This is a genomic window from Nostoc sp. UIC 10607 (assembly GCF_047228265.1).
Lineage (GTDB): Bacteria > Cyanobacteriota > Cyanobacteriia > Cyanobacteriales > Nostocaceae > Nostoc > Nostoc foliaceum_A.
On sequence record NZ_JBIQNW010000007.1, the window covers coordinates 157914 to 179581 of the forward strand.

General features: G+C 45.5%; 15 protein-coding genes and 1 pseudogene. 6 read left to right on the top strand and 10 right to left on the bottom strand.

All coding sequences use genetic code 11. The features are described from left to right. Positions 1-100: 100 nt before the first annotated feature. Entirely contained in the window at positions 101-1021 is a 921-nt protein-coding gene (locus tag ACEYW6_RS09365; protein WP_412979497.1) for an AraC family transcriptional regulator, read from the top strand. An 11-nt stretch (positions 1022-1032) separates the two neighbouring features. On the opposite strand, the gene ACEYW6_RS09370 is transcribed toward ACEYW6_RS09365, so the two are convergent. From ACEYW6_RS09370 to ACEYW6_RS09385, 4 genes are all read right to left on the bottom strand, one after another. Beyond that, the gene (locus tag ACEYW6_RS09370; protein ID WP_323267566.1) at positions 1033-1167 is read right to left on the bottom strand and encodes a hypothetical protein; all 135 of its coding nucleotides are present in this window, start codon (positions 1165-1167) and stop codon (positions 1033-1035) included. 48 nt (positions 1168-1215) lie between these two features. Continuing rightward, entirely contained in the window at positions 1216-1845 is a 630-nt protein-coding gene (locus tag ACEYW6_RS09375; RefSeq protein ID WP_412979498.1) for a response regulator, read from the bottom strand. Positions 1846-1857: 12 nt separating this feature from the next. Next, on the bottom strand, positions 1858-8928 hold the full coding sequence (locus ACEYW6_RS09380; protein ID WP_412979499.1) for a PAS domain S-box protein: 7071 nt from the start codon (positions 8926-8928) through the stop codon (positions 1858-1860). Between the two features lie 342 nt (positions 8929-9270). Next, the gene (locus tag ACEYW6_RS09385) at positions 9271-10446 is read right to left on the bottom strand and encodes a hypothetical protein (RefSeq protein ID WP_190570475.1); all 1176 of its coding nucleotides are present in this window, start codon (positions 10444-10446) and stop codon (positions 9271-9273) included. Positions 10447-10681: 235 nt separating this feature from the next. Between ACEYW6_RS09385 and ssb the strand changes: the two genes are divergently transcribed. The 5 genes from ssb (at position 10682) to ACEYW6_RS09410 (ending at position 15062) form a co-directional block, all read left to right on the top strand. Further along, entirely contained in the window at positions 10682-11065 is a 384-nt protein-coding gene (gene ssb / locus ACEYW6_RS09390) for a single-stranded DNA-binding protein (protein WP_096553012.1), read from the top strand. Positions 11066-11147: 82 nt separating this feature from the next. Further along, a complete protein-coding gene (locus tag ACEYW6_RS09395) occupies positions 11148-11567 on the top strand; it encodes a hypothetical protein (protein WP_323267563.1) in 420 nt (139 codons plus the stop codon). A gap of 138 nt (positions 11568-11705) precedes the next feature. Next, entirely contained in the window at positions 11706-12500 is a 795-nt protein-coding gene (locus ACEYW6_RS09400) for a ParA family protein (RefSeq protein WP_190570473.1), read from the top strand. 207 nt (positions 12501-12707) lie between these two features. Beyond that, on the top strand, positions 12708-13991 hold the full coding sequence (gene iscB, locus ACEYW6_RS09405; protein ID WP_011316780.1) for an RNA-guided endonuclease IscB: 1284 nt from the start codon (positions 12708-12710) through the stop codon (positions 13989-13991). A gap of 84 nt (positions 13992-14075) precedes the next feature. Beyond that, on the top strand, positions 14076-15062 hold the full coding sequence (locus ACEYW6_RS09410) for a ParB/RepB/Spo0J family partition protein (protein WP_412979500.1): 987 nt from the start codon (positions 14076-14078) through the stop codon (positions 15060-15062). 307 nt (positions 15063-15369) lie between these two features. Here the strand turns inward: ACEYW6_RS09410 and ACEYW6_RS09415 are convergent, their stop codons facing one another. The 6 genes and pseudogenes from ACEYW6_RS09415 to ACEYW6_RS09440 all read right to left on the bottom strand — a co-directional run. Beyond that, on the bottom strand, positions 15370-15966 hold the full coding sequence (locus ACEYW6_RS09415) for an NTP transferase domain-containing protein (RefSeq protein ID WP_041457394.1): 597 nt from the start codon (positions 15964-15966) through the stop codon (positions 15370-15372). Further along, on the bottom strand, positions 15945-17105 hold the full coding sequence (locus ACEYW6_RS09420; RefSeq protein ID WP_412979501.1) for an XdhC family protein: 1161 nt from the start codon (positions 17103-17105) through the stop codon (positions 15945-15947). The genes ACEYW6_RS09415 and ACEYW6_RS09420 overlap by 22 nt, the downstream gene beginning before the upstream one ends. Before the next feature lie 57 nt (positions 17106-17162). After that, on the bottom strand, positions 17163-19454 hold the full coding sequence (locus tag ACEYW6_RS09425) for a xanthine dehydrogenase family protein molybdopterin-binding subunit (RefSeq protein ID WP_412979502.1): 2292 nt from the start codon (positions 19452-19454) through the stop codon (positions 17163-17165). A gap of 18 nt (positions 19455-19472) precedes the next feature. Beyond that, positions 19473-20465, bottom strand: a complete 993-nt coding sequence (locus tag ACEYW6_RS09430) for an FAD binding domain-containing protein (RefSeq protein ID WP_412979503.1) — start codon at positions 20463-20465, stop codon at positions 19473-19475. After that, entirely contained in the window at positions 20452-21297 is an 846-nt protein-coding gene (locus tag ACEYW6_RS09435) for a 2Fe-2S iron-sulfur cluster-binding protein (RefSeq protein ID WP_412979504.1), read from the bottom strand. The genes ACEYW6_RS09430 and ACEYW6_RS09435 overlap by 14 nt, the downstream gene beginning before the upstream one ends. 103 nt (positions 21298-21400) lie before the next feature. Next, a pseudogene (locus ACEYW6_RS09440) lies at positions 21401-21664 on the bottom strand (transposase); the annotation flags it as partial. Positions 21665-21668: the final 4 nt, after the last annotated feature.

A 21668-nucleotide genomic window follows, 5' to 3' on the forward strand; every position in this document is an offset into this window, starting at 1 on the left:
TGCCCAAACCTATCCGATGATTGCCTAATTCTCCAGAGCGATCGTTTGCAGAGATTCTATAATGTCAACTGTAAGGTATTGAGTTAGTCGAGTCTCTGCTATGACAGTCGCAATCTCTCGCCCTGAAATAATCGCGGATCACCGCCAAGAAATCGCCACACGGATCGTGCGGCATACCAAATCCAGCGGCAACATTATCCAACCCACGGCGATCGAGCAATTAGACTTTGCGCGCTCAGATACAGTATCTACCGCACCTCATAGCGTGTATGAACCCATCCTGGCGATCGTCGTTCAAGGTCAGAAAAAAGCATTTCTGGGTGAGGAGACATATCAGTATGGTGCAATGCAGTATCTCGTCGTTTCCGTTGATTTACCGCTGAGTGGCTTTGTGACTGAGGCGACACCTGACAAGCCGTATTTAGGGCTGAAGCTGAACTTAGACTTGATGCAATTGTGTGAGATGGTTGCCCAAATGGGTTCCAGTTCGGCAAAGCCAGAAAACTCTATTCGAGGTATATCGGTTAGCAACGTCGATCCAGCGTTGATGGAGTGTGCCCTTCGCCTCGTCAAGCTCTTAGACACTCCGCAACACATCTCCATGCTGGCACCGTTAATGATTCGTGAACTCTATTACCATCTGCTGTTGGGTGAACAAGGGGAAGCCGTGCGTCAAATTGCCACATCCGGCAGTAATATGCAGCGAATTGCTTTAGCGATTCAACAAATCAAATCTGATTTTACCAAGCCGATGCGGATCGAGGATTTAGCGAGTCAGATCGGGATGTCTACTTCGTCGTTCCATCAGCATTTCAAGCAAGTCACTTCGATGAGTCCGCTTCAGTATCAGAAGCAGTTAAGACTGTTAGAAGCGCGTCGTTTGATGCTCGCTGAGGATTTCGATGCGACCTCTACTGCCTACCAGGTGGGGTATGAAAGTCCGTCACAGTTTAGCCGGGAATATTCGCGCCTGTTCGGTGCGCCGCCCATTCGAGACATTGAACGGTTACGGACAGCTTGAGCGAAGATTGGCTAGTTATCCATCGACCACAGCATGGCTAGCGATGGCAAGGGTGGTGCGAGTGCCAATGTATTTGGGTCCGAAGGAGCAGTAACTGCAACAAATTTAGTCCCTGGACTGGCGACTCGTTGCGCTTCGCGGTTCATCAGATCAGTGAAATTCTGAGGCTGTTGGGAATCAATTGCAAGTACACCCTACAAACTGACAATGCCGCGCTTAACGGCAACAATCACAGCTTGGGTGCGATCGCTTACATCCAACTTATTCAAAATCCGATTGACATGGGATTTAACAGTGCCTTCACCGATACTCAAAGCCGCCGCAATCTCGGCATTACTCATTCCCTGCGCCAGTGAGCGGAGTACTGCTAGTTCTCTTTCACTCAGTTCTGGATTGCTGAGGCGCTGTACCAACTTTGCTCCCACATCGGGTGGAATATACTTCTGGCCCCGATGAACGGTACGAATCGCATTCAGAAGCTCGTCCGGTTCAGTTTCTTTCAACAGATATCCTTTTGCGCCTGCCTGCAATCCCCGATAAATATCTTCATCACTATCATACGTGGTCAGTACAATAATCCGAGCAGATTTAGCAGTAGCACAAATTGCACCGATGGCGGCAACCCCTTCTACTTCAGGCATTCGCAGATCCATTAGCGTTACATCTGGTTGGTGTTCCCGAAAGGCGGCGATCGCTTGTTCCCCATTTTCGGCTTGGGCAATCACCTGCATATCTGGGTCACGGTTAATAATCGTGGCTAATCCTTGCCGAAAAATGGCGTGATCGTCCGCAATCAGAACCCGAATGGTCGTAGCTTGGCTCATTGTGATGCTCACTCAAGGGTTGACGGTGACAATAATTTCTGTTCCTTGTCCAGGTTGACTCCTAATCGTTAGTTGTGCGCCGATGCGCTCTGCCCGTTCGCTCATGCCGAGTAAGCCAAAACCCTCAGAGGCTGAAATACTTCCAACTCCAAAGCCCTGTCCATTGTCTCTCACGCGCAAGCAAAACTGGTCGCGATCGTAGACTAGCTCCACTCGAATTTCGTCGGCATTGGCGTATCTAATCGCATTAGTTAATGCTTCCTGCCCAATTCGTAGTAAGTTATTCTCGACTTCAGTGGGTAGAGAATACACTGCACCCTCAATCTCATAATATAGAGTGACATCCATTGCGGCAGTTCTGATTTGAGCGATGAGACGATGGAGAGCGCTCTGTAAACTGCCCGACTCCAAAAGCTGGGGACGGAGTGCCACGACCGATCGCCGCGCTTCAGTCAATCCAGTTCGCGCCAATTCTTTGATCAGGTCTAGGTGTGCCCCAGTTGCTTCTAAATCATCCGTTAGCACCTGGTTTGCCGCTCCTACCTGAGCCAGAATGCCTGTAAACGACTGAGCGAGTGTGTCGTGAATTTCACGCGCCATGCGGTTGCGCTCCTCCAAAATTGAGGCTTCTTCTGCTTGCTTCAGCGCCGTAATATCTCGCGTCAGCCAAATCACCTGATCGTGATTGATTGGGGCAATGCGAGCCGAAAGCCAGGCTTCTCGTCCATTTAGAAACGTACCATACTCGACTGTGAGGATTTGTTGGGTTTTCAGCACCTGCTGAATATAACTTAGAAATTCATCAGCTTGTTCCTTTCCGAGTTGATGCATGGTTTTACCAATCATTTCCTCAGTGGGTTGACATCGCAGATTTGGTTCCAGTACCATTATTTCAAGGAATCGCCCTTCAGCAGACAGTACAAACAATGGATCGGGAATTGCCTCAATTAGAGTCCGTAGCTTTGACTCTGAGGCTTGTAGGGCTTCTTCTGCTTGCTTGCGATCGTTAATGTCAACGTGGGTTCCCAACATCCGCATGGGTTGACCTGATTCGTCCCAGGCAACAATTTTGCCAACAGAAAGAGTCCATTTCCACTGACCATCCTGGGTACGCTGGCGATACTCTGCTTGATAGCTGGGGATTTCTCCAGCAATGTAAGCACGGTAGGTTGCGACAACTGATTCTCTGTCATCAGGATGCAAACGAGCAATCCATTCAGAAATCGTTTCGTGGAATGTTGCTGGATCGTAGCCCAGCATTAAAGCGTATTCTGGGTTAACAATTCTTTCTTCAGTTTTTAAATCGAGATCGTAGAGTCCCTGATTTGTGGCTGTTAGTGCTAGGCGCAGCCGTTCTTCACTATTTTGTAGAGCGGCTTCTGCTTGTTTGCGATCGCTAATATCCGCAATCACCCCTTCAATGTAGTCATCGTCTGCATTCAGATAAGCAGAGAAAAGTCCCCAAAACACTGTCCCATCTCGTTTTCGCCCCTGTGCTTCATAGCTTCGCACTTCCCGATCCCGCTTCAGCACCTCAAGGAATTGTTGGCGATCGCTGGGATTTACATAGTAGTCTGTGGCGTGTTCAAGCCCAATCATCTCCTCTGATGAATCAAAGCCAAGCAGATTGGCATAGCATTGATTGGCATCGAGAAGTAATCCATCCGAGAGGCGGGTGCGGAAGATGCCAACCTGTGAGTTTTCAAAAATATTGCGGAACTTAGCTTCACTGCGTTGTAATGCCTCTTCTGCTTGTCTACGCTGGGTGGTGTCATTGCCCACCGATAAGATTTCAACGACTTCTCCCTGTTCATTGAAGATGGCTTGATTTGACCAAGCAACCCAAACTCGCCGACCGTCTCGACACAGGTTTTCACCCTCGCCTTGCGGGTACGATTGAGGATTACGAAGTAAATCACGGACAAAGGGTTTGACATCCCGCCCAGAGGTTTCGATGTCTGGAATGATGGTTTCAAATAAGGTACGCCCTACAATCTGATGTTCTTCATAGCCCAGGAGTTTCACCCCATAATCGTTGATGTATCGAATTCGTCCTTGCGTGTCATAGCAAATGATGACGGAATTCGCGGTTTGTAGCAGGTTGCGGTAATTGGCTTCACTTTGTCGTAACGCAGCAGTTCGTTCTGCGACCTGTTGCTCTAAAGTGCAGTTGTAGTCGGCTAGAAGTTTCTCGGCTTGTTTGCGCTCTGTAATGTCCTCAAAGGTAGCGATCGCATAAGTGATATTGCCCTGTTGATCAAAAACTGGTGTTCCCCGTGCCTCAATTAGAATTGAGACATGATCTCGACGAATTTCTATATCTTCAGTCCTAATGCGTTCGCCCCTTAATGCCCGCACAATAGGTAAGCTCTCCGCTGGATAGATTTGATCCGTTCCCGCTACATAAAGCTGATAAGCCTCTGATATCTGCTCCGTTGCTATGGAAGTATCAGTTTCTTTGCCCGTGAGTTGATTGCCGCATTGGTTGGTATAATAAGGGCGACCCGCCGCATCCACGATCGCAATTCCCACCGGAATCGCTTCAAGGAATTGGGCGATCTTGCTTTCCTTAGCCTGTAGTTCTGAGTAAAGGTTGGCATTTTCGATAGCGATCGCTGCTTGAGTCGATAATAGCTGCAAGACCTGCGATCGCTCTGGTGTAAATACTCCAGCTGCTAACCGATTTTCTAAATACAATACACCGACCAGCTTGGCTTGATTCAGCAGTGGCAAACAGAAAATAGATTGAGGCTGGTTCTGTTGAATGTATGGCTCATTAATAAAAGCACCTTCACGAGTCGCATCATTTAAGGCGACAGGCTTCAGAGTCCGAATCACATATTGAATGATTGATTCTGGCAATCGATCGGCAATTGGAATAGACTGTAACACCTGAGTCGCACAAGCATTCTCATCGGTATTGAGTTCACAAGCCGCTTCAATCGACCATTCTCCTGAGTTTTCTAAAATCAGATATCCGGTTTGTGCGCCAGCATTCTCAATTAAAGTTTGCATCAGTGATCGCAGCAATTGCTTCAGTTCAATTTCACGAGAAATCGCCTGTGAAGCTTTCATCACTGCTGCTAAATCGAAAGCGGTATGGAAGGGATTAGGGATAGTTTCAGCAGTAATAGGAATTGATGCAAAAGCGGCTCTAGACGACTGAGAAAAGAACTGTGGATAGCGTTTTTCTAAGTCTTTAACTTTAGCGGTTGCGCCCCAGCGATCGTAGCAATAGTGCGCCTCTTTCATGTAGGTTTGAGCAATTTTTTCTCGGCCTCGCGCCAGATAATGTTTAGCCGCTAATTCATAAGCTAATGCTTCTTCCTGGATATACTCATTTTCAGCAGCACCTGCGATCGCCCGTTCATAAAACTCTTCGGCCTCAAGAAATTGCCCTAAGACTCGCGCTTTCTCTGCCTCGACTAGATAAAATTCATGTAGATAATTCATTTGAGCATGTTCTGCCCATTTCTGCATCTTTTCTTGGTTGGTGTTAACACAGTTTAGCAAAGCTAATTTTTCAGAGTTTGAAGCATCGAGCAATAGGCTCAAAAGCGCCAGAGAATGATAGAAACAGAATACAGGTAAAACCTTTATTGCTGTCACTTCTTCAAAATGTTGCCTTGCCAAAATAGCAGTCTGTACAGCTTGATGATATTCTTCAAATAGATAACACAGTATAACTTTGTGCAGATATAGCATTTGAATTGCAGTTCCATCTTTAACTGCAAGGGCGCGTGGTAATGCCTGCTCTTCATTACACACCCGACCAACTAAGCGACTGGGATTCTCAGCCCTGTCTAACAAATTAAGAATAGTCTGCCACACTATTGCAATCCAAGTCGAGGGGCTTTCCCGTCTGATTCGATCAACCGCTTTGCTGTATGTTGCCGTTTTCTGTTCCAGTTGGGTGAGTGACTCACCGACGAAAAACGAGTTGTAGCACACGTCATATGCAGCATAACCAGCGGTTTCAAAGTCTCCGGTTTCCACTCCTTCCTGATAAGCCTCAACCAGCAGTGGTATCGTTTCCTTAAGATGTACTTTCCATTGCATAACATGGTCACTAAATAACTGTAATGCTTTAGCCTTGCCTTTTTTGGTATTCAATCGTTCTGCCAAGCTAAGAGCCAATTGACCAAATTTATAGCCGAGTTCAATGTCTTGAACAACTCCACATAGAACAAATCCGTAGCCAGCATAATACAGTGGTGACCAGATAGCATTACCGTAGTTGATTGATAAATTTACCGCTTTGCAAGTAATCAGTATCACCAGTGCTGGTGATACTATGAATGCAGCAGCCCCTATATTCGCTAGGATTGACATTGCTGCTAGCGGTTCTGGTGCAGTCATCTCTGGTAAATTAACCAAGTCTTCAATTTCTCGTTGGGCGATTAGTGCAGCCGTTGACTCCAATCCGCCTCGAACATCTAACTCACTTGGATTTTCTGGTAAGATTACTCCCAGGAGCTTCAACACTTCCAATCCAATTTTAAGTGCTTCTTTCAGGTTGCCCTGTGACAAATATCCTTGAATTCTGCTATCGTAAGCCTGCACTTTGTCAACCACTGTTTTGGCACGAGCGAGTACTACTTCTACCAACTGTTCCATCTCATCAAAGCAACCATGAAGATATGCTGCTTCTGCTGCTTGGGAGTACAGCGCTAAGGTGAGGTCATACTCACTGAGCCAACTCTCCCAATTGAGGAGTTTAAGCCCTGTAGTGAAATACTTAAAAGCTGCTTCATAAGCCGTTGCTGCCTTTGCTTTCTGACCTGCCATTAAATTCAATCTGGCAATTTCAGTTCGTTCTGATCGAGCAGTGACTAGCTCAAGTCCTTGATTGAGATGATCGATGATTTCAAACAACCGATCGGATCGTTGCTCTGGTGAAGTTTTTTCGAGCAATTTGCGACCAATTTGGAGATGAACAACCTGTTTGTGCGATTCATCAATCAAAGCATAAGCCGCTTGCTGAACGCGATCGTGCGAAAACTTATACTTTTGAACCAACAAGTCTTCGTCCAATTCAGATAGAGGTTGAATTAATCCCGCTTGTATTGCTTCTAATAAATCCTGGAAAATTGCTTTCGGTAATTTTTCGCAAACGATCGCCAATGTTTCTAAATCAAACTCAGACCCAACACAAGCAGCGATGGAGAGAACTTGCTGTGTTGCTTCCGGCAATTTCTGCAACTGACGCAGCAGCAACTCCACCACATTATCCGTGATATCTTGAGCTTCAATCTCAGTTAAGTTCCACTGCCAACTCAACTGTTGGGCATCAAAGGTTAACAGGTTTTCGCTATGCAGCAGCTTCAAAAATTCACCAACAAAGAAAGGGTTGCCCTCGGTTTTACGCAACACGACTTGGGCTAAGGAACGAACTGCATCAGCATTGCGATGTAATGTCTCAGCTATCAGTTGACTCAAGGGTTCGAGCGTTAAGGGGGTCAGGATGATTTCCTGAAGTACTGCTCCCTGGTTTCGCAAGCTCTCCAGCATCAAAATTAATGAATGCGTTGGAGACACTTCATGATCTCGATAGGCTCCGATCAAAAACAGAGATTGAGTTTGCTCGTCAAGCAATATGAGTTCAATTAACTTCAACGTCGCGGAATCGACCCACTGTAGATCGTCTAAAAAGATGACCAGGGGATGCTCTTTTGCACAAAACACCCGCACAAACCTTTGAAAAGTTAAATTGAAGCGATTCTGTGCCTCAGTTGCTCCAACTTCTGGTACGGGTAACTGCTTGCCAATAATGAACTCAACTTCGGGAATGACATCTATGATAATTTGCCCATTGCTTCCTAAAGCTGAGAGCAGGCGCGATCGCCACTGTTGCACTTGCTCATCCGGTTCCCCCAGAAGTTGCTGCACCAACTTTTGCAGGGCATCCACAATGGCGCTGTAGGGAATATTGCGCCTGAATTGGTCAAATTTACCCGATATGAAATAGCCGTGCTTTGCTGTGATGGGTTTATAGAGTTCTTGCACCAATGCTGTTTTGCCAACGCCAGCGTAACCAGCAACGAGCATGAGTTCGACATTGAATTGAGCATTTTCTATGCCTGACTCTAGTTTACAAATTTCGCCAAATGTCTCTTTTCTAGCCACTCTGTCAAACGCCGCCAATAATGCTTTAGTCTGGGCTTCTCGTCCATACAGTTTCTGAGGAATGCAAAACTGTTCTGAAACATCTTGTAGTCCCAACGACATGGCGTTGATCTGACCCATTTCTGCCAGTTGCCCGGCGCAGCGTTCTAGATCCGCTTTGATGCCCCAGGCACTTTGATAGCGATCCTCCGCATTTTTCGCCATCAACTTCAAAATTATGCCTGAAATGGGTTTGGGAATAGTGGCGTTCAATTTATGCACAGGAATCGGCGGTTTGGCAATATGGCAATGAACTAGCTCCAGGATGTCTTGAGTAGGGAACGGTAGCTGTCCAGTTAACAGTTCGTAGAAGGTTACGCCTAGCGAGTAGAAATCGGTGCGATAGTCGAGCATCCGGTTCATCCGCCCGGTTTGCTCTGGCGACAGATAGGCAAGCGTGCCTTCTAAGACATGGGGACTTTTGAACGTCGGATTGGTGCAGTTAAATTGGGTCGCAATCCCAAAATCAATAATTTTGACAACGCCAGTATCAGGATTGAGGACGATGTTTCCAGGGTTAATATCTTTATGAATGACATTGGCTGCATGGATTCTGCCTAAAATGTCGCAAAGGGCGATCGCAATACCAAGAAAAGTGGATAAAGGCATCGGGCAGAAAATATCTGGACGCTTTTGCATCCATTTTTCTAGGGACTCTCCCCCAAAATCTTCTAAGAGAATCACCAGAGTGCGTTGATAGTCCTGCTGGCTGTATGCCTTGATAACTCCTTCCAGATTCAGGGAGCGAATAATTTTATATTCCTGTCTGTAGCGGGTTAGTTCTTGGGGAGAGGGATAATCAAGCTTTAGCATTTTTACGACGATCTCTACTCCATCCTCTCTAATGCCCCGGTACACTAGAGAATTGGAACTTTCGTATATTTTGTTTTGGATAGCAATACCAGGCAGAGTGATCATAGAGCAACTCTTGAAAGGATAATCTGGTACACCTCAAACTATACAGCAATCCAGCTATCACATTTTTCATCTTCTGAAATTTTATCAAGATAGGGAAGAAGGGGGGAATTAAACAATTTATCAAGGGTAACAATACCTTCGCCAATTTAAGAGGGTGAGTTGATGTACAAACTCCCATTTCTCCGAAGCTGGGCAAAAACAATCAGTCCTAAAAATTCCTTCCAGGTTTATCGCAAGGCTTTTTTAATTTTTGTAGACTCTTCTTTTGGCAAAAGTATTGTATAAATAAGTATTTTTTCATAAATATAAATTTGTCTTTATTAACCAACAGCAGAATATTAATTATTGCTTTCCACTCAACCGGCCTGTTTGATAAAAATCAAGCAGGTTAGGGAAAGCTTTTTCTAGCAACCAGTTCCGCCCGATTTCTGATTCGGGAATATTTGAAGCAGCCATGTAATAACCACTTCTGTAAGCAGCTACACCTAAACAAGCTTGTAGGCTGGATATAGCCCGTGAAGAAACTGGAATAGCCATCAAATCTTGTATATGACTGGGATGATAATTTTGTCCTACCAGTAAAAAATGAACTAAAGTATGAACCAACCGGGATAAAACAACTGTTCGGTCTTGCCAACGTTCTAAACGGGTCTTCATACGGAAGTAATCAGGTAAATCAGCTGCTAGAGATTCATCAAGGAACAAATCGCTTTGGCTTTCGATAAAATTAGAATCCAGACCTATAAATTGTTTGAGAAAAACAAGCGTTTTGCCCCAACGTTCGTGTTCCTTAGTTTCAGGAGAGAACGCACCTTCTGAATAATGTGAACCATACTTTTCTTGAAGCTGTACAACCGCCTCTTGGTTAATATCACCTTGCCAGTCAGATTCAACAAAAAACTCTTTTAAAATATCTTGCAAGTAGATGGATGAAAACTCACAAATATCTGGTGCTTCATCATCAAAATCGTCTTCATAAGTATCAATAAGGAATTTCTCTAATTTGATTTCTAGCTCTTGCTTTCTATTAACTGGCAGTAATGATTTAGCGTCTTCTAATGATAAAGGAAAATCTAAATAAGGATGACCTTTGGCTAAGTAAGAATCACTCAAATCTGCCAAACTTTCAAGCGTAATAGTCCGGGCAAAATACTCATCTTGTGGGTGTACACATATCCCGTCTAATTCCTTATCCACCAACATCATAGTAATTGCCAGTAGAGCAAACCATGAAGCATCGTGCAAACAAGTCGGTAAATCAGCAATTAAATCTACTAACTTCAGTTCTAGAATTTCTCCCCAAACGCCTATCCTAGCGGTATTAGAAACATCACAAAAATGCTCGACCTCTTCTCCAACAGATGTCTCTCCTAACCACGTAAGATTTTCTACTTGCAAAGGTGAGGAGTAGTCAGGTGTTAGCCGATTTTGGCTGTCCTCATCGAACTGTATCCACATCAAAGCCAAGAGTATCAGCTTACAAATACTTACTCGCTTCACGAGAAGATATTCAAGCATAAGTCATTACTTATAATTTTTAGATACATACCACGACATTGGCGATCCCACCATAGCACAGGATTATTAGCCGTTCCTTAGTAAAAACCGCAATGGTATGAGAAACAGGGATAAAAAATAACTCACAAGTATGAATCAAAAAGTGTGCTTTAAATAAAACAATTCGTCAAAATGATAAATCCTAAAAGAACTAATGCTGACGCAGCAATAAGAGAAATATATCAATTCTCGCGTTATGAACTATATCAACAAAGTCATGCTAGTTGGCAGATGTGGACAAGAACCCGATCTAAAATTTTTCGAGTCGGGCGCAGTTAAGGCTTCAATCTCTATTGCAGTAAGACCACCCTACAGAAGTGAACAAGCTCTTTGGTTTGATTTAGTCGCTTGGGGAAATCAAGCAGAAGTGATTGGAAATTACGTTCGTAAAGGAACTCAAATTGCAATTACTGGTGAGTTTGGATTTGATCGTTGGGCTGATAAAAATTCTGGCACTATGCGGCAAAAACCTGTAATCACAATCAACACCATCGAATTATTAGGTTCACCCCGTAAGGAAGAATCTACATCTACTTCTGTACCGAACGAAACACAGGCTGTAGCTAACGCAAATTTCTAGAAAATCAAAAATCGCCTATGCAGTATAAATCATAGGCGATTAACCATCTAATCAATCTAATCAATCTACAAATCAAACGACCATGATTCATAATACTGCAACTATTAATCTTAAATCAGTGAACACAACCCACGACAAAGAAGGTTCCTTGATTGCTTTTGGGATTGCTGAATTCTACTACCGTTCCAAGGAAGGAGTCGTTACTGACGAGATACCATTCCGTTCCAAAGGCGCACCTGCTGTCGTCATCAACGGACAAGGGGAAGGCGTACATGGTACAGCAGAAGGATATCTTGATTTAGTGGTAGATAACAGGGGTGAGTACAAAGAAAAGATTGCCACATTCGTAATTAGAAACTTTATTTCAGCACAACCGATTAACGAACTCACCCAAGTTAGCAAAAATTCTCACTCGCCTGAAACTCCCGATTTTGCCAAGGAACTACTTGAAGATAACGTTACTTCGACAAATGAAGACCTAGACGAAGAACCCCCATTTTAGAACCAACTAACTGAATAATGCTAGTCCAGACAGGTTTACTGGTTTGAACTAGCGTTATTTTTTTTCAAAAATCCAAAATAAAAATCCAGTGTTTGGTAGAATCGCTGACATGGGTTCACAAAATCGCTTCATTAATATATGTCATCAACCAAAATAATTGCCACTTTCAATCAGTCAGGCGGTGCAGCTAAGACAACTATTACACACAATCTTGGATACCACCTTGCTAAAAAACACCGTGTACTGCTTGTGGATATGGACCCACAAGCATCGCTAACAGCTTTTATGGGATTAGGGGAAGTCAAGCTGCAAACTGAACAAACTATTTATGGTGCGATCGCTGAAGAAACTCCCCTGTATATATGGGAAAAACCTATTCACGGGATGCACATTGTACCAACAAATATCCAATTGGCAGGTACGGAGCAAAAAATTTTTCATGACTTGACCATCGACAACCGCCAACGGCTCAAGTTTGTGCTATCAAATGTACTTGACCAGTATGATTATATTTTGATTGATTGCCCGCCTTCTCTAGGAATTCTAAGCATTATGAGCTTAGTCGCTGCTTCACACGTTATTATTCCTGTTGAAACACAATACAAATGCTATCTCGGCACCAACCAACTGCTAGAAACAATTGCCCGGCTCAAAAAAGGAGGACACCAAAAATTACAAATTGCCTGTATAATTCCAACCAAATACGATAATCGTAATCTTCAAGACACAGGAATACTGGAAGAAATTAAACAACAGGTTGAAGGACGGATACACGTTACTGCCCCCATTCCTAAATCAACAGCTTTTCCTGACGCAACCCAAGCACATCTACCACTTGCACTCCACAAGAAAAACCACCCCGCAGTTAGCATACTCGAAGAAATTACAAAATATATTACTCAACTGTCAGTAACTCAGGGACAAAGCCACTGAGCTTGTAAGAGAAATCAAGCAAGCTGTACTGACCAGTCTAAGTCTTAACTGACTACGTTTTTTGAGTCACGACACCGGAGAATGCGAAGCTAGTTTTCCGCTCTGTCATTTGCAATTAAACAGTTTTAAAGTCACTGAAACAGTGTTGCAAGTGTAAAAAGCTCTTAAAACATTGACGAAGCTAACATTACCCGCAAGGAGGGACTAATGTCCAAAGTATTTGTTTTAGATACCGAAAAAAGACCCTTAGACCCAATTCATTCGGCGCAAGCTAGACAGTTATTACGAAACAAAAAAGCAGCAGTATTTCGGCGTTTTCCTTTCACAATTATTCTGAAAGAATCTAGAGCAGATGCATCTGTATCTGACTTGAGAATTAAGCTAGACCCTGGAGCTAAAATAACGGGAATAGCATTAGTCAATGATTCCACAGGTGAAGTAGTTTTTGCTGCTGATTTAAAGCATAGAGGCTTCGCTATCAGAGATGCTTTGATTTCCAGAAGGCAACTAAGACGTACTAGGAGGAATCGCAAAACACGATACAGAAAACCCAGATTTCTCAACAGAACTAGATCAGAAGGATGGTTAGCTCCTAGCCTTATGAGTCGGGTTCACAATGTTGAAACATGGGTAAACAGATTACGCAAATTCGCACCAATCACAGCGATTAGTACCGAATTAGTCAAGTTTGATATGCAATTAATGCGTAATCCTGAAATCGAAGGTAAGGAATATCAACAAGGTACGTTAGCTGGATATGAAACCAGAGAATTTCTTCTAGAAAAATGGAACAGACAATGCGCCTATTGTGGTATCAAAGATATACCTTTACAGATTGAACACATTCACTCACGCTCAAAGGGAGGTTCTAATTCAATCACTAACCTTACTTTGAGTTGCGAAAAATGTAACGTCAAAAAAGGGACTAAAGATATTAAAGACTTTCTCAAAAAAGATCCCACTAGATTACAGAAAATTTTGGCACAAGCCAAGAAACCATTAGCTGATGCAGCAGCAGTCAATGCCACTAGATACAAACTTCTAGAGGTTTTAAAATCAACTGACTTACCCGTTGAGTGCGGTTCTGGTGGATTAACGAAGTTCAATAGAACTAATCAACAATTACAAAAAACTCATTGGTTAGACGCTGCTTGTGTTGGTCAATCAACTCCAATATTAATTATCAAAGGTATCAAACCGTTGTTAATTACCGCTAATGGGCACGGAACAAGGCAGATGTGTAGAACTGACAAATTTGGATTTCCTAATAGATATGTTCCCAAACTGAAATTTATCAAAGGTTTTCAGACAGGTGATATTGTTAAAGCTGTTGTCACCAATGGAAAAAAAATTGGTGAATACATTGGACGTGTAGCTGTACGTTCTACAGGTAGCTTTAATATCTCTGCTCAGAGAGGATTGATTCAAGGAATAAACTATAAGTTCTGTAAATCAATTCACAAAAAAGATGGTTACAGTTATTCAAGTTAAAAAGACCTCAGCGAATAAATTCGCTCCTGTCGCTTCCCTCTCAGGGCTAAAGCCTCTGAGTTTCCCGCTTACCGAGGATTTTGTATGAGCCAAAAACGCGAACTAGAAAAACTAACCGGACTGGATAATTTATTTGGAGATGACGAAGAAAAATCTTTATCCGATTCCACTTTACCCTTATCTCAAATTATCCTTCCGCCGAGTCAGCCTCGTCGTTATTTTGACCCTGTAAAACTCAAATCACTCGCTGACAGTATCAAGGAAGTAGGGTTACTAGAACCCATTGTCGTTAGAAAGATTCAGGAAGACAAGTACGAGCTGGTCGCTGGTGAACGCCGTCTCAAAGCTTGTGAAATAGCAAAACTTGAGGCAATACCCGTAGTCATTATTGAGTGCGACGAGAAAAAAGCTCGTAAACTACGCTTAGTTGAAAACCTCCAAAGGGAAGACCTCAATGCTTACGAGGAAACTATCGGAATTCTCGAATTACTAGCTGAAGAACTCGATATTGACCAAGAGACAGTGGTCAAACTGCTCTATGACATGAATAATGAAAGCAAAGGTAATTCTAACCATAACGTTATGGTTAGTGAAGAAGGACGAATCATACAAGATGTATTCTCGAAGTTAGGAAAAATTACTTGGCAGTCATTTGTAGCTAATCGTCTTCCTTTACTCAAACTCCATTTGGATATCCAAACTGCATTGCAAAAAGGCGAAATTGAATACACAAAAGCTAAGGAAATCAACCGGATAAAAAATGATGATGAAAGACAGAAAGTTTTAAATAAAGCGATCGCAGAAGGTTTATCACTATCTGAAATTAGGATTCTAGTAGTAAATATTCTTCAGCAACAGTCAGAAAATAAGCCATCATCTCATAACCAAGAGCAAAAAGAAAAAGCTGACAAAATATACAAAGCACTTAGAAAAAGTAAAATTTGGAATGATGAGAAAAAGCTAAAAAAAATTAATAAGCTTTTTGCTCAAATTGAAGCACTTCTAGAAGAAGAAAACAAAGATGATCCTTCTTTACAGCAAGGTAGTCTAGTCTCGGAGAACTCTTTGTAAAAGGTACTGGATGGCTAGAAGTCAACTTATAGATTAAGTAATCGTTAGAGAGTATGTTAACTGAGCTATAAAGACTAATATAATCAGAACTGTGAAAATCTCGATTTAATAGTATTTTTGAAAACGGGTGTGGTCAAAACTAGTTGTTGGCTAGTACTCAACGCTTAACCATTAACTGTCCGCTTGGCATAGATGTATGCCGGGGCAACTACCCACTTCTGACTACATCCCTTACAGTCGTATGAGCATTCATGCTAGTCTATTGCATACTTTTGCTTATTGACTAATAGCCCTAAAGCTTAACTTGTTAACGATGATGCTTGTGAAGTTGTTCATAATCCTCAAGAGTATCTACATCAATAACTCCCTCAGCAAAATAAATGCTTGAACAGTTTGAATAATGCTGACGAATGATTTTTCTAGCACCGATATCATCCTGAAGAAGAGCTAGTTCTGAAAATAACGTTTTGTGAAATATAGTAGGAACACCAAGGATACCCGCGTATTCCGAAGCAACTATCATCGAATTTGTAGCTTGATATCTTGTAACAAGTTGATTAATCAGGTCGGAGGAAACAAACGGTTGATCGCATAACATCAGTACGATCGCTTCAATCTCAGATGCGATCGCCTCAATAGCATTTAGTCCACATCGAATGGAACTGGCCATACCAGTTGACCATTTTTGATTATAAACAATGTGGATATCTAAATTTCTCAGATGCGGCTCAATAGTTTCGACGTAAGCACCCAACACAACAACAACTGGCCGACACTGAGAATTAATCGCCGCTTCCGTGATATGTCGAATTAGTGATTTACCTTGGTAAGCTAGGATCTGTTTAGGCTGACCAAGCCTTGTAGAAGCGCCTGCTGCCAAAATTATAATGCCAATGTTAGACATGGTTGCTCTAAGAGAGAGTGGATCGAGCCTGGGCGCTCGCGCAAGAAACTACCCCTACCTCCGCCAATTACAGCTTGAATTTCTGCCACGATGGACAGGGCGATTTCTTGGGGTGTTTCCGCAGCAATGTCTAGTCCTACAGGGTTATAAATTCGTTGTTCTTGTGCAGATGTGGTAATGATATTTTCTTCAGACAGATCATCCCACAATTTTTGCATCCGGCGTTTTGGGCCTAACACTCCCAGGTAACGCACCTGGGACGGAATCAGAGTCTTGAGAAATGCTAGGTCGCTTAGATAGCGGTGTGTCATGACAACTGCTACAGTTTGCGGTGTCAGCAAATGTTTGTATGAGTGGGAATCATTGAGTTCGCACCAGAGAATTTGGTCAACTTGAGGAAAGCGATCGCCCCTCAAATACCCTGGTCGATCGTCAATTACGGTAACGTGCCAACCCAGATGTTTCGCCAAATGCACCACGGGAATCGTATCATATCCAGAACCAAATACGAGCAGTGGTACTAATGGATGAATTACTTCAATCAACACATCAACGCGTCCTTGAGGTAAAGTATATGATTGTACGCAAGTTTGTTTTTTTCTCAGTGCTTGGTGAGTGTCTATTTCTATCTTTTGAGCAATGAAAATATTAGCAACGTGATTGATGACAGTGCCATCTGATTTCAGCATCATTCGAGAACCAACTGTAATATCTGACGCTCCCTCTATTTTAAAGACAGTAGCGATCGCTCCCACTTGCCCAGACTGCAAACAATCTTGAATGAAAGACATTTGGCTGGCAGCAGTTTCATCACCTAAAGATTCAATCAAAACATCGACAACGCCATTACACCCCAACCCAAAGCCAAATACAATGTCTTCATCCGATGTAGTGTCATATCTTACTACTATCGGTTCACCACCGCCAAACATCAGCGATTGCGCCCGTTCAAAAACATCACCTTCCAAACAGCCACCGCTAATCGCACTAATCATTTGTCCATCTTCAAGCAGTAACATCCTCGCCCCTGGTCGGCGATAAACCGAGCCACTTGTTTGTACTACCATTGCTAAAGCACTACGCTGTGCTGACTTTTGGGTATGTACAAATGCTTGCAGGATATGCTGTAACTCGTTCATATAGTTATTGCTCACTTACGAAACTATGTAATAGCGCTAAATTTGCGGCAGCAAATTCTACAAGAGTTTGTCAGGCGTGATGGGCAAATCTCTGATTCGCTTGCCGGTCGCGTGAAAAACCGCATTGGCGATCGCCGCCGGAATTCCGACCATACCGAGTTCGCCCATGCCTTTAACACCGAGCGGATTGACGATTTTATCGTCCTCCTCAACAAAGATCGTTTCGATCTCCAAGATATCGGCATTAACCGGCACATGGTAGTGCTGCAAATTCGGGTTCATGATCCGCCCGTAACGATGGTCGATTTCAGTCGCCTCTTGCAGTGCCATGCCGATGCCCCAGACAACGCCGCCAATTTCCTGGCTGTGCGAGGCCTTCGGATTCATGATCTTGCCGCTGGCAGTCACTTCAATGGCCCGCGTAACGTGGACAGTCCCCACATCCGGATCGACCTTCACTTCAATGAACTGCGCGCCGTGCGCCAACGTCGCATACTTCTCGCGCTCCTCTGAGGGACGCGACTCGAATGTTTCCGTGATTGCGGTGAGACCATTACGCTTCATCACTCCAGAGATATTGACGAAACGCGACGGGTCGCTTTTTAGTCGCAGTCTCCCGTCGAGCATCTCGACATCGGCGGCGGCTGCTCCCTTGAGCGGAGAATTCGGTTCCTGGTTTGCGAGTGCGAGCAACTTCGTGCCGATGGCCAGAGCCGCGCCGCGCACGGCCGAGCCGACGCTCGCCGTCGTCCAAGATCCCCCCTGCGACGGTGCCAGAGGGAACTTCGTGTCGCCGAGTTCAAATTTCACCTGCTCCAACTTCAGCCCCAGATACTCAGCAGCGATCATGGTCATCACGGTGTAGGTGCCGGGGCCGATGTCACTGGTCGCACTAGCAACTTGCGCCGTGCCATCCACTCGCAGCGTGATGAGGGCGGCAGCAGGCATCTGGAAAGCGCCCCAGACGCCGGTTGCCATACCCCAACCGACGAGTAGGCGTCCGTCGCGCATTGAGCGCGGCTCAAACTGGCGCTTCTTCCAACCGAATTTTTCCGCGCCGAGCCGATAGCACTCCCGTAACGCCTTACTCGAAAATGGCTTGCCGCTCTCGGGGTCTACTTCGGCGTAGTTGATCAGCCGTAGTTCGAGCGGGTCGATCTTGAGCGCGTAGGCCAGCTCGTCCATCGCGCATTCGAGCGCGAACATACCGCTAACGGCCCCCGGTGCACGCATCCAGGTCGGGGTGGGGAGGTCAGTGTTGGTAATCTTCAGCGGCGCGTAGAGGTTCGGGCAGGCGTAGACCTGGCGCGTGAAAAGCGTGGTTTCGTCTGAGAACTCCTCGATGTTGGAGGTGTTGTGTACGACTTCATGAATCATCGTGGAGAGCTTTCCCGATCGCTCTGCGCCGAGCGCGACCTTCTGAATCGTGTACGGACGATAGCCGTGGCCAGTGAACATTTGTGTGCGCGTATAGACGACCTTGACTGGGCGTTTGAGTTCCCGGGCAGCCATCGCTGTCAGCGCCGGATAATAGTTCGGGCGCAGCGACGATCCGAAAGCCCCGCCGACGAAGGGCGAAAGCACGCTCACGTTTTCCTCGGGCACGCCGAAGCTCGAAGCCAAATGTGCGCGCACGCCATAGACCCCCTGCGTCTTGTCGAAGATCGTGAGCTTGTCGCCTTGCCAGACCGCGATGGCCGCGTGCGGCTCTATGGGGTTGTGGTGCTCGATAGGAATGCGGTACTCGGCCTCTACCTTCACAGCCGCTGTACGCATCGTCTCTTCGGGATTACCGCGCGTTAAAGTATGTTCAACAACTAACGGCTGAGTCTCAATCGCTGCTGTACGCATCGTCTCTTCGGGATTACCGCGCGGCTTTAGAGGCGACCCTTGGGTGGGGACGCGCGCGATCGCTCGCACCGCCTCGGTGTCGGTCGTGTGCGGCTCTGTGTTGTAGGAGACTTTGACCAGACGTGCCGCATAACGCGCTTGCTCGTATGTCTCGGCGACGACGAGTGCCACAGGCTGCATATTGAAGAAGATTTTGTCGGACTGGAGCGCCCGAAACGACTTGTCTTGCTCATCGGTAGCGCGCGACGGAGCCTGCACCGTGGAAAACTTCGGATCAAGCTTTGGTGCGTTCAGGTGCGTGAAGACGCGAATTACGCCCGCAGCGCGTTCAGCCTCACGCGTGTCGATTGATTTAATCGTGCCCTTTGCTACGGTTCCCAGCACGATAAAACCGTAAGCGAGATTGGAAACCTGAAATTCTGCGGCGTATTTTGCCTTGCCCGTCACTTTTGCGATGCCGTCTACGCGGCTCATTTCTTTTCCGATGTATCTTGCCATTTCTTTTATTCTCCCTACTTACACAACACCGCCCGACATCGCTCGCTGCAAAGCGAGAACAATGGCGCGTTTTCCGAGTTCGACTTTATAACCGTTATGTTCAAGCGGTTTCGCATCTTTGAAAGCTACTTCGGCAGCAGCCCGAAAAGTTTCTTCCGTCGCTGGTTTTCCGATCAAAACTCTTTCCGCTTCGCCTGAACGCCAAGGTTTATGCGCGACGCTTCCCAAAACAACGCGTGCCTGTTTGATGTTGTTGCCTCTTGTTTCTAAAGCAGCAGCCACGGCAACCAGTGCGAAAGCATATGAAGTGCGATCGCGAACTTTTAGGTAATAAAACTTGTCGGCGAAGTTATTCCTCGGCATTTCGATGGCGACGATCAATTCCCCATGCTGAAGATTGTTATCTTTTTCCGGCGTGTCGCCCGGCAAGCGATGAAAATCCTGGATCGGGATTGTGCGTTCTTGCCCGTTCGTGCCGCGAATCCTCACTACTGCGTCAAGCGCATAAAGCGCATTCGCCATATCGCCTGGGTAAGTTGCCACGCATTTATCGCTGTAGCCAAAAATGGCATGAATGCGATTAAGTCCCTGAAGCGCTCCACATCCGCTGCCAGGCTCGCGTTTGTTACACGGCATAGCGATGTCGTAAAAATACTGGCAACGGGTGCGTTGCATTAAATTTCCCCCGTTGGTCGCCATATTGCGAAGCTGTACGGTGGCACCAGCTAAAATCGCCATTGACAGAAGCGGGTAATTTTGCCGGACGAGCGCATGGTTAGCCGTATCAGTATTTTTGGCTAACGCGCCGATAGAAATTCCGTTCGAGGTCGATCGAATTTCCGCCAGATTCAAACCTAAGATGTCAACAAGTTCGCTGGGACGCTCGACGTATTCTTTCATCAAATCAATCAAATTTGTCCCGCCTGCGAGAAACTGTGCCGTTTGATTAGCGGAAACGGTGCCAACGGCGCTTGCTGCGTCGGTTGCGCTAGAATATTTAAACGATTTCATCGGCTTTGCCCTCCTGATTTACGGCCACGGCAATTTCTTGATCAGTAGAGAAATGCCCGGTCTGGGCTGTTTCGCGCCCGGAATTAACTTCTCTGATTGCCGCAACGATTCCTGGGTAAGCGCCGCAACGGCAAATGTTGCCGCTCATGCGTTCTCTGATTTCTTCATCAGAGAGTTCTAAATTCTGGGGACTCGTCCGCAAATTGTTAGTGACGTGACTCACGTCGCCGTTTTTGGCTTCCTGCAAAAGCGCCACTGCCGAACATATCTGCCCCGGCGTGCAGTAGCCGCACTGGAAGCCGTCGTGTTTGATGAACGCCGCCTGCATCGGATGAAGATTGTCGGCGTCAGCCAGCCCTTCGATGGTCGTCACCTCTTTTCCCTCGCAGCTCGCGGCAAGTGTCAGACACGAAAGCACGCGTCGTCCGTCAACGATCACTGTACAAGCACCGCACTGTCCTTGATCGCACCCTTTTTTGGTGCCGGTCAATCCAAGTCTTTCGCGTAGAGCATCGAGCAGCACCGTGCGCGAATCCACTTCCAGGCGTTGAGTAGAGCCGTTGATTTTCAACAGGACATTAACGGCGTTTTCCACCCCAGCGGTCGAAGCGAACACTGCGTCGGGCGAAGCGGCGAGCGTGGCAAAGACCTCCTCTTTAGCCAGCAGGTGGAAGGCGAAGGTGCCGAGTGCCGCAGCCATATTTTGCCCCAAGAATTTTCGGCGAGCAGCACCAACAATACCGAGTTCGTCGAGTATTGTTTTTTCGTCCGCGCTGAGTTGCTCATCGCTTTCGGTTAGATCGAAGTCTTGTCGTTCTTGATTGTCGTCCATGATTCTCCTTGCAACATTCTCGAACAAGCCCTAGACAAGTGTTTGTTTTTCGCGCCGACTCTTCTCACGGTCTGCACCCACCAAAGGCGCAGAAGCACCTTCGCTCAATCCGCCCTTGCACTGCAAGAGTTGCTTGTCTATCAGATAAATTCTCTATATATTGCATCACCAGTATCATCGCCAACCGCCAAGGTGCTTGCGCTGGCTGACCCCGTTGTGGATACAGTGATGCGAAATCTTCATCCTTATAAAAGACTCCAAGTTCATCACGCAGTCGCATATATAAATTACCTTTGGGGAACGCGGCTTTGGCTACACGTACCGTTTCATCAGGAATAGGAGGAAGTTCTTCGGGATGTAAGCACATATAC

What these genes read in the sequence shown, in the direction of transcription:
- ACEYW6_RS09370 (WP_323267566.1), bottom strand. Translation starts at nt 1,167, where the DNA reads ATGAACCGCGAAGCGCAACGAGTCGCCAGTCCAGGGACTAAATTTGTT.
- ACEYW6_RS09375 (WP_412979498.1), bottom strand. Translation starts at nt 1,845, where the DNA reads ATGAGCCAAGCTACGACCATTCGGGTTCTGATTGCGGACGATCACGCC.
- ACEYW6_RS09385 (WP_190570475.1), bottom strand. Translation starts at nt 10,446, where the DNA reads ATGCTTGAATATCTTCTCGTGAAGCGAGTAAGTATTTGTAAGCTGATA.
- ACEYW6_RS09430 (WP_412979503.1), bottom strand. Translation starts at nt 20,465, where the DNA reads ATGAAATCGTTTAAATATTCTAGCGCAACCGACGCAGCAAGCGCCGTT.
- ssb (WP_096553012.1), top strand. Translation starts at nt 10,682, where the DNA reads ATGAACTATATCAACAAAGTCATGCTAGTTGGCAGATGTGGACAAGAA.
- ACEYW6_RS09400 (WP_190570473.1), top strand. Translation starts at nt 11,706, where the DNA reads ATGTCATCAACCAAAATAATTGCCACTTTCAATCAGTCAGGCGGTGCA.
- ACEYW6_RS09420 (WP_412979501.1), bottom strand. Translation starts at nt 17,105, where the DNA reads ATGAACGAGTTACAGCATATCCTGCAAGCATTTGTACATACCCAAAAG.
- ACEYW6_RS09415 (WP_041457394.1), bottom strand. Translation starts at nt 15,966, where the DNA reads ATGTCTAACATTGGCATTATAATTTTGGCAGCAGGCGCTTCTACAAGG.
- ACEYW6_RS09365 (WP_412979497.1), top strand. Translation starts at nt 101, where the DNA reads ATGACAGTCGCAATCTCTCGCCCTGAAATAATCGCGGATCACCGCCAA.
- ACEYW6_RS09395 (WP_323267563.1), top strand. Translation starts at nt 11,148, where the DNA reads ATGATTCATAATACTGCAACTATTAATCTTAAATCAGTGAACACAACC.
- ACEYW6_RS09410 (WP_412979500.1), top strand. Translation starts at nt 14,076, where the DNA reads ATGAGCCAAAAACGCGAACTAGAAAAACTAACCGGACTGGATAATTTA.
- ACEYW6_RS09435 (WP_412979504.1), bottom strand. Translation starts at nt 21,297, where the DNA reads ATGGACGACAATCAAGAACGACAAGACTTCGATCTAACCGAAAGCGAT.
- ACEYW6_RS09380 (WP_412979499.1), bottom strand. Translation starts at nt 8,928, where the DNA reads ATGATCACTCTGCCTGGTATTGCTATCCAAAACAAAATATACGAAAGT.
- iscB (WP_011316780.1), top strand. Translation starts at nt 12,708, where the DNA reads ATGTCCAAAGTATTTGTTTTAGATACCGAAAAAAGACCCTTAGACCCA.
- ACEYW6_RS09425 (WP_412979502.1), bottom strand. Translation starts at nt 19,454, where the DNA reads ATGGCAAGATACATCGGAAAAGAAATGAGCCGCGTAGACGGCATCGCA.